Here is an 8488-nt window from a genome sequence, read left to right as displayed (position 1 = left end):
TTTCCTCCTTACTTATTTTGGAGAGATTGGCTCAAACGATCTAAGATGATCGCTAAGATAACGATCGCTAACCCAGCAGTAAAACCAGCCCCGGCATTATTACGACCAACAGCAAAGTATACTTTGGTCCCTAAGCCTAAAGCCCCGATCATTGAGGCGATCACGACCATTGATAAGGATAACATCAAGGATTGAGTTACCCCAGACATGATCGTATTTTTTGCTAAAGGCAATTGTAGCTTGAATAATTTTTGCCAAGCAGTTGAACCGTAAGAATCAGCGGCCTCGATCAAATCGGCTGGAACTTGGCGAATACCTAGATCAGTCATCCGAACTGTCGGTGGCATCGCAAAGATAACTGAGGCAATGACCCCAGGGACAGTCCCGATCCCAAAGAAAGCAACTGCGGGGATCAAGTAGACAAAGGCAGGCATTGTCTGCATAAAGTCTAAGATAGGTTGGACGATCGCTTTGACTGTTTTATTTTTAGCCATCCAAATTCCAAGTGGGATCCCAAAGAAATAGACGATCACACATGAAGTTAAAACTAAAGTCAAAGTTTGTGTCATATCACGCCAGTATCCCATGTTCCAAATAAATAGTAGACCAACTAATTCAAGACTTAGTAAGCCCCATTTTTTTTGGCCACGGCGTAAGTAATAAGTTACTAGTAATAGTAATAGGATAAAGAGCCAAACGGGGAAAAGGTCAAAGAACCATTGGAAAGCATTTGCGATCATCGAAATAAAGTTTGAGATCGCATCAAAAAATCCGGTAAATTTGGCTAAGTAGTCAACTCCTGAGTTGACCCAATCTTCAAGTGGTAATTTTGGAATATTAAACATTAAGCATCAACCTCGTTTCCTGAAAGTGCAGCCAAGACAGCGCCACGAATGATGATACCGCGAAGGCGCTGGTGCTCATCTAAAACAGCAAATGGGATCGTAGTTGTTGAAATATCGGCTAAAAGATCAGTCAAGACTGTGTCAAGGGTAGTTGTTGGGACATCGGTCTGAACGACATCATAAAGGTCAGTTTTGCCCTCTTTAAGGCATTGAGAAACATCTTGTGCAGAAGCGATACCTTTGAAACGGTATTTACTATCGACGAGATAGATCGAAGAAGTGTGATTTTCGCGCATTTCGCGAAGAGCTGTGCGTGGACCAGCTTTTTGGATGTTGACCATTGCGGGGCTGATCATCACATTTTCAGCGGTCAAGATACGACTGCGGTCAACATCTTCAATAAATTTTTCAACATAATCATCGGCAGGTGAAGTCAAGATCTCTTCTGGGGTACCGACTTGAACGAGTTTAGCGTTACGCATGATCATGATATGATTGCCTAGTTTTAAGGCTTCATTCAGATCATGACTGATAAAGACGATGGTTTTATTTAACTCGGCTTGGATCCGTAAAAGCTCATCTTGCATTTCCTTACGGTTCAAAGGATCAAGGGCCGAGAAAGCTTCGTCCATCAATAAGACTTGTGCATCACTAGCAAGTGCCCGAGCAAGGCCGACACGTTGTTGCATCCCACCTGATAATTGGTCAGGATACTGTTCGCCATAGCCCTTAAGGCCGACTAATTCAAGGGCATGCTGTGCTTTTTTTAGTCGCTCTTCTTTAGATACATTTTTGATTTCAAGTCCATAAGCAACATTTTCAAGAACTGTATAGTGTGGGAAAAGAGCAAAGTCTTGAAAGACCATACTCATTTTATTACGTCTAAAATCAAGCAGTTCTTTTTTAGTCAATTTAGTGAGATCTTGACCATCAACAATGATCTGGCCTGAGGTAGTTGGGATCAATTGGTTTAACATCCGTAAAACAGTTGATTTACCACTCCCAGAGAGTCCCATGATCACAAAGATCTCACCTTTTTCAATTTGGAAAGAGACACGGTCGACGCCGACCGTAGCTCCTGTTTTCTTTAAAATTTCTTCTTTACTTAAACCTTGGGCAGCTAATTTTTCAGCTTTCTCAACTTGACGCCCAAATATTTTGCTGACATTTCTTACGTCGATTTCGACTGTCATGTAATCTTCCTTTCTGTTTTTTAAGCATTTACGCAGAAAAGCGATATAAAAACCTTAGCATATACGTAAAAAACATGCAAATTGTAAAAACTATTAACAACCGCTTTCTTAAGCTTAACAATGGGAGCTAGAAAAATCTGAAATTTTTCAAAAAAAAAATGAATAATGATTTAATTTTGGGATAAAATGAGTGGTAAAAAAAGGAATTTTACAGGAATATAAAACTCAAAAAAATTTCATAAAAAATAGCACCTGCTAAAACAGGTGCTAGCGCTGTGAATATCTAACGGTAATTAGCCGCGTAGGTGTTCAGCATCAGAATCAAGTTTTGCAAAGCCTGAGCCAGCAGCTGGCTTAGGTTGTTTAGCACGAGCTTCCATTGCTTTACGTGCCATAGCCTTGCGTTCTTCTTTACTTAGTTTCTTAGCCATAATCCTTCGCCTCTTTCCGTAAAATGCTCCACAAAGCGGTGAAATCATTTCACAACTACATTATAGTTCTATTTCAAATTAGTTCAAGCAAAAGCAACTACTTGAATAATAGGATAAATTTAGCTAAAATAAAGCAAAATTATTGATGGAGTGGACGATATGGAGATCAAGAGCAGTAATTCACTTGAAAGTTCAGTCTATAAAGATGCCTTAGCCCTTAGAAAAGAAGTATTCGTCATGGAGCAAGGTGTGAGTTTAGAACTTGAAGTCGTAGGTGAAAATGGACCGTTATATTTTACAGGTTATTTAGCTGAGATACCTGTCGCTACGGCACGAGTTTTTGAAGAAGCGCCAGGTGTTTGGCATATTCAACGTGTCGCTGTAAAAAAAGCTCATCGTGGTCAAGGCTTAGCTAGGGAGTTGTTGACTAGTATCGAAGCGAGCGCACGTGAGCATAAGATAAATACTTTGACATTAGGGGCCCAGGACCAGGCGCAAACTTTTTATAAAAAATTAGGTTATCAAGTAGTCGGAGAAGGCTTTATGGATGCGGGGATCGCACATCATCGGATGGATAAGGAACTGTTATCTTAACAAACTCTTAACTTGAATTGCTCCTTGATATAAGGTAAAATCACAGTATGCGATGAGTCGAGATAGACCAGGCAACATTTTGTTGTTTCGTTGCGGCGACTAGTGGTCAGTGTCGATAGCAGGGCACATTTAGCTACCGGATGTAGCGTGCTTGAATGGTCTACATTGTGGAGTGTGGCTGTTCTATTCAGTGATGAATACTGCGCTAGCCGAGAGTGATTGGTTTCACCCTTGGCTTTTTTTGTAAAGAGATTTAAGGAGGAGATTTTATGGCTTTGATCGTTTTAGTCGTGATCGTCTTATTGTTAGCTGTTGTCTATATCACACTTTATAACGGCTTGCAAAAGGCAAAAGTTTATACAGAAGAATCTTGGAGTCAGATCGATGTTCAATTGAAACGGCGTAATGACTTGATCCCTAATTTGGTCGAGACAACAAAGGGATATGCTAAGCATGAAAAAGAAACTTTAGCTGAAGTTGTTAAGTTGCGGAATCAATTAGTTGCGCTCCCAGATGGTGATCACCAAGCTAAGATGGAAGTATCTAATCAATTATCAGATACTTTACGTTCTATTTTTGCATTATCTGAGAGCTATCCAGATCTAAAAGCAAATCAAGAATTTACTAAATTGATGGAAGAATTGACAAATACTGAAAATAAGATCGCTTATTCACGCCAATTATTCAACTCTTCGGCAGCTGCGTTCAACCAAAAGTTATTGACTTTCCCATCTAATTTGATCGCTAAGATCCATCATTTTACGAAAGTCGACTATCTTTCTGTTCCAGAAGAACAAAAGGAAGCGCCAAAAGTTTCATTTGATTAGAGGGATGTACAATGTTATATCAACAGATCGCCTCAAATAAACGAAAAACCGTTTTGGTAGTACTCGGTTTCCTATTATTGGTAGGTATGATCGGAGCAGCGATCGGTTATACTTTTGCCGGGAGTGCGACGATGGGTGTGGTTTTTGCGATCGTCTTGGGCTTTGTCTACATGTTTGTCATGTTAGGCCAGTCAACTGATGTGGTCATGAATATGAATAATGCACATGAGATCACTGATCCAAGTCAAGCGCCAGAATTGTGGCATATTGTAGAAGACATGGCTTTAGTTGGTAAGGTCCCAATGCCACGGGTCTTTATCATCGATGATCCAAGTCCAAATGCTTTTGCCACAGGTAGTGATCCAAATCATGCTGCCGTAGCGGCTACGACAGGGTTATTGGCACGATTGAATCGAGAAGAGATCGAGGGTGTGATGGCACATGAAGTCTCACATATTCGTAACTATGATATCAAATTGCAAACAACAGCCTTGGCCTTAGCTGCAGTTGTTTCAATATTGGCTAATTTTGGCTCACATTCACTTTTTTGGGGTGGAGCTAGACGTCGCGATGATCGTGAAGGCGGTAATGGGATCTTTGAGATCATTATGTTGGTCTTGGCTTTATTAGCCATCGTTTTGGGCCCATTAGCAGCTTCAATGGCTCAAATGGCGCTTTCACGTAATCGAGAATATTTGGCTGATGCTTCGGCGGTCGAATTGACCCGAAATCCATTGGGCTTGATCAATGCCTTAGCTAAGATCTCAAATAGTGAACCAATGCAAGCAGCTGATGCAAGTAGCGCTTCGATGTATATTGCCGATCCATTCAAGGGTAAAACATGGGCACATTTATTTGATACCCATCCCCCGATCGAAGAACGGATCGCACGTTTGCAAAAAATGTAATAGTGGAGGGTACTGTGTAAGCAGTGCCTTTTTTGTAGCTCATTATTGTTTGTGATACAATGGATAGGAACTGACAAAAAAGTTATGTTGATCATTATTAGGTCGACAGAAAGGAAGAACATCCGCATGAAGATGCAATTATCCGAAATTGCTCGTGCTTTAGAGATAGAAGCAAAAGAAACTTGGGAAGATATCACCATTACCAGCGTTAGCTTTGATAGCCGCCAGCTAGAACCGGGGGCTTTATTTGTGCCACTTATCGGCGAACAAGACGGGCACCGCTATGTACAAGCAGCGTTAGATAATGGGGCAAGCGCAGTCTTATGGCAAGCTGATCATCCTGAGACACCAACTGCTATCCCAGCTTTGGTGGTCGAGGATACGTTGGTCGCTTTACAAGCATTGGGGCGTTATTATTTGCAAAAAATAAATCCCAAAGTCGTAGCTGTGACGGGGAGCAATGGCAAGACGACTACTAAGGACATGATCGCTGCGGTCTTGGGTACTCAATTCAACGTCCAAAAGACTTTTGCTAATTTTAATAATGAGATCGGGGTCCCAATGACGATTTTATCAATGGAACCAAATACTGAGATCTTGGTCGTCGAAATGGGAATGGATCGCTTTGGGCAGATCGATGAGTTGAGTCGGTTGGCCCAACCAGACGTGGCTGTGATCACGATGATCGGGGAAGCACATATCGAATTTTTCGGTACGCGTGACAAGATCGCTGACGCTAAGATGGAGATCGTTAATGGCTTGAAAGAAGACGGGATCTTGATCTATAACGGTGATGAACCACTTTTAGTCGAACGGGCAGCTAAGATCGAACAAGCGACCTTCACGTTTGGGAATGAACCTAAAGATGATCTTCAAGGGATAAATGTCGTAAGTGATGCTACAAAATCAAGCTTTAGAGTGACTTTATGGCCCAATGAAAACTTTACTATCCCGATGATCGGGGCTTATAATGTCAAAAACGCTTTGGCAGCTTTAAGTGTCGGTAAGGAATTTATGATCGATGTAGCTCAAATGGCTAAAGCGTTAGAAAACTTCGATCTTACCAAAAACCGCACGGAATGGCGTACAGGGATAAACGATTTTATGATCTTAAGTGATGTCTACAATTCTAATCCAACGGCAGCTAAAGAGGTCTTACAAGCCTTTGCTGAGGTCAAAGTTGCGGGAAAACGGATCGCTGTTTTGGGAGATATGTTGGAATTAGGGGAAAATGAACGTCAAATGCATGCTAGTTTAGCTGAAGCGATCGATCCAAATAAGATCAGTGAGGTCTATCTTTGTGGTCCATTGATGGAAAGTTTGGCTACGGCTTTACAAGCTAAATTTGATGTGGACCAGATCCACTGCTATTCACCCGAGCAAAAAGAACAGTTAGCTACAGATCTATTGGCTAAATTAACACCTGATGATGCCGTTTTATTAAAGGCTAGTCATGGGATCCATTTAGAAGAAGTTCTAACTAAGATTGCTAAGAGTGAATAATAGTGATATGCTATTATGATACGTACAAAATGAATAAGTATGAGATGAACTTTGCGGGCTGGCGGGCTTTGGCGAAGTTTAGTGGTCTGTTATTTTGTGCAGACAGGTGGCATTGACCACCGAAACTAGGAGGAAATAATTTTTGAAATTTGATGAACTCGGTCTTTCAGAAGATCTGTTGAAAGCTGTTAAGCGCAGTGGCTTTGAAGAAGCTACTCCAATTCAAGAGGCAACGATCCCGCTGGTTCTTTTAGGTAAAGATGTGATCGGTCAAGCTCAAACAGGGACTGGTAAAACAGCCGCTTTTGGTTTGCCTATCTTAGAGCATGTTGATCCTAAGGAACATGCTATTCAAGCGATCATCATTTCACCGACCCGTGAATTGGCGATCCAAACGCAAGAAGAACTTTATCGCTTAGGAAAAGACAAGCGCGCACGCGTTCAAGTTGTCTATGGTGGTGCTGATATTCGCCGTCAGATCAAGCTCTTGAAGAATCCACCACAAATTTTAGTGGGTACCCCAGGGCGCTTATTGGACCATATCAACCGTAAAACCGTTGATTTGAGCAAAGTTAAGTTGTTAGTACTTGATGAAGCCGATGAAATGTTAGATATGGGCTTTTTAGATGATATCGAAAAGATCATTTCTAACGTACCAGGTCAACGGCAAACGTTGCTATTCTCAGCGACTATGCCAAAAGCTATCTTACGGATCGGCGAAAAATTCATGACCGAACCAGAGATCGTCAAGATCAAAGCTAAAGAATTGACAACTGATCTGGTCGACCAATACTTTGTTAAAGCACGTGATTACGAAAAATTTGATATCATGACCCGCATTTTAGATGTTCAAGCCCCAGAATTAACGATCGTCTTTGGGCGGACGAAACGGCGGGTCGATGAATTATCTAAGGGTTTGGAAGCCCGTGGTTATAACGCTGCTGGGATCCACGGTGACCTTTCACAACAACGTCGAATGAGTATCCTCAAGCGCTTCAAGGAAGGCAAGTTGGATATCTTAGTTGCAACTGATGTGGCGGCTCGTGGATTAGATATTTCAGGTGTTACACACGTTTATAATTATGATATCCCACAAGATCCAGAAAGTTATGTGCATCGGATCGGACGTACAGGACGTGCTGGACGTCATGGTGTTTCAGTGACTTTTGTAACACCTAATGAAATGGATTACTTACGTGTTATCGAGCGCTTGACCAAGAAGCGAATGGATCCATTGCGTCCGCCAACAGAAGAAGAAGCTTTTGTTGGTCAAGTTTCTTCAGCTTTAGACGATATCAAAGAACTAGTTGCTAAGACCCAAACTGATAAATATGAAACCCAAGCTAAAGAATTATTGGCAGAATATGATGCAGTCGATCTAGTCGCAGCTTTACTCAATAATATGACTAAAGATGATGCTAGTTCAGTTCCAGTGAAGATCACACCTGAACGCCCATTACCAAGACGCAAGAACAGCAGTACAGGTAAGTATAAGCGCTACGGCAGTCGCCGGAACAATAAATACAATAACAAGCGTGATCGTGATCGTTCCAAAAACTATCGGGACAATAAAAAGAAACGGCGTAATGAGTCGCGGGAACGCTTTACAAAGAAAAAGAGCGAACGTACCTTTACGATCAGAACAAAAGATTAATAAATAAAGTTAGAGACCCCTTGTAGTGCAATAAAGCGCGCCAAGGGGTTTTTATTAACATTATTTATATAATTTTTTTAATGAATTAATAAGTTTTTATTGAACATAATTAAATAAAAATGATTAAATCTATTGATTATTACTTATTTAAGCGCTAAAGTATGTACAAGTCATCAAGTGTATCTAAATTAGATGCTTGATCTCAAATAATCAATAGAAGGTGAGCGTATGCTTTCGAAAAAAAATCATCAGCTTCAAGCACAAAAGCTCGAAGCAAAACAACAGCATTTTGCGATCAAGAAATTAACAGTAGGTGTAGCTTCAGTTTTGATCAGTTCAACATTTGCAATGTATGCTGGTTTACATACTGCGATGGCAGACGAGACGGCTCGACCACAAGCAGCCCATACAGCAAGTGAGACCACGGCTACTGAAAATGAGACCGCTAAACCAAAAGTTGTTTTGAAGGCTACTACATCTAGTGAAGATAAGACTCAAACAGCCACAGCAAAAAATTCTAGTGCTTTAACAAC

9 protein-coding genes are annotated in these 8488 nt (G+C 41.1%); 6 read left to right on the top strand and 3 right to left on the bottom strand.

The genetic code is table 11. The features are described from left to right. Positions 1-8 precede the first annotated feature (8 nt). The 3 genes from LMU01S_RS09120 to LMU01S_RS10580 all read right to left on the bottom strand — a co-directional run bounded on the left by LMU01S_RS09120 (position 9) and on the right by LMU01S_RS10580 (position 2469). Entirely contained in the window at positions 9-845 is an 837-nt protein-coding gene (locus LMU01S_RS09120) for an ABC transporter permease (RefSeq protein ID WP_056959266.1), read from the bottom strand. Next, on the bottom strand, positions 845-2038 hold the full coding sequence (locus LMU01S_RS09115) for a quaternary amine ABC transporter ATP-binding protein (RefSeq protein WP_056959267.1): 1194 nt from the start codon (positions 2036-2038) through the stop codon (positions 845-847). The genes LMU01S_RS09120 and LMU01S_RS09115 overlap by 1 nt, the downstream gene beginning before the upstream one ends. A gap of 293 nt (positions 2039-2331) precedes the next feature. Continuing rightward, a complete protein-coding gene (locus tag LMU01S_RS10580) occupies positions 2332-2469 on the bottom strand; it encodes a hypothetical protein (protein ID WP_004051144.1) in 138 nt (45 codons plus the stop codon). Positions 2470-2628: 159 nt separating this feature from the next. Between LMU01S_RS10580 and LMU01S_RS09110 the strand changes: the two genes are divergently transcribed. The 6 genes from LMU01S_RS09110 to LMU01S_RS09085 form a co-directional block, all read left to right on the top strand. Next, positions 2629-3063 carry a GNAT family N-acetyltransferase gene (locus tag LMU01S_RS09110; RefSeq protein WP_056959268.1) on the top strand — a complete coding sequence of 145 codons (435 nt, stop codon included), beginning with the start codon at positions 2629-2631 and terminating at the stop codon, positions 3061-3063. Positions 3064-3332: 269 nt separating this feature from the next. Next, positions 3333-3890 carry a LemA family protein gene (locus LMU01S_RS09105; protein WP_004051137.1) on the top strand — a complete coding sequence of 186 codons (558 nt, stop codon included), beginning with the start codon at positions 3333-3335 and terminating at the stop codon, positions 3888-3890. An 11-nt stretch (positions 3891-3901) separates the two neighbouring features. Continuing rightward, complete coding sequence (gene htpX, locus LMU01S_RS09100) at positions 3902-4798, top strand: zinc metalloprotease HtpX (RefSeq protein WP_004051136.1); 897 nt, start codon at positions 3902-3904, stop codon at positions 4796-4798. A gap of 126 nt (positions 4799-4924) precedes the next feature. Then, positions 4925-6301 carry a UDP-N-acetylmuramoyl-tripeptide--D-alanyl-D-alanine ligase gene (locus LMU01S_RS09095; RefSeq protein WP_056959269.1) on the top strand — a complete coding sequence of 459 codons (1377 nt, stop codon included), beginning with the start codon at positions 4925-4927 and terminating at the stop codon, positions 6299-6301. 142 nt (positions 6302-6443) lie between these two features. Then, positions 6444-7955, top strand: coding sequence for a degradosome RNA helicase CshA (cshA, locus tag LMU01S_RS09090; protein ID WP_056959270.1), 1512 nt, complete (start codon positions 6444-6446; stop codon positions 7953-7955). 228 nt (positions 7956-8183) lie between these two features. Then, positions 8184-8488 (top strand): YSIRK-type signal peptide-containing protein (locus tag LMU01S_RS09085; RefSeq protein ID WP_156470408.1); only part of this gene is annotated, 305 nt, incomplete at its 3' end.

The sequence above is a fragment of the Ligilactobacillus murinus DSM 20452 = NBRC 14221 genome, from assembly GCF_001591685.1.
Classification (GTDB): Bacteria; Bacillota; Bacilli; order Lactobacillales; family Lactobacillaceae; genus Ligilactobacillus; species Ligilactobacillus murinus.
Note: the sequence above shows the minus strand (reverse complement) of the source record. Positions and strands in the feature narration are given on the sequence as shown.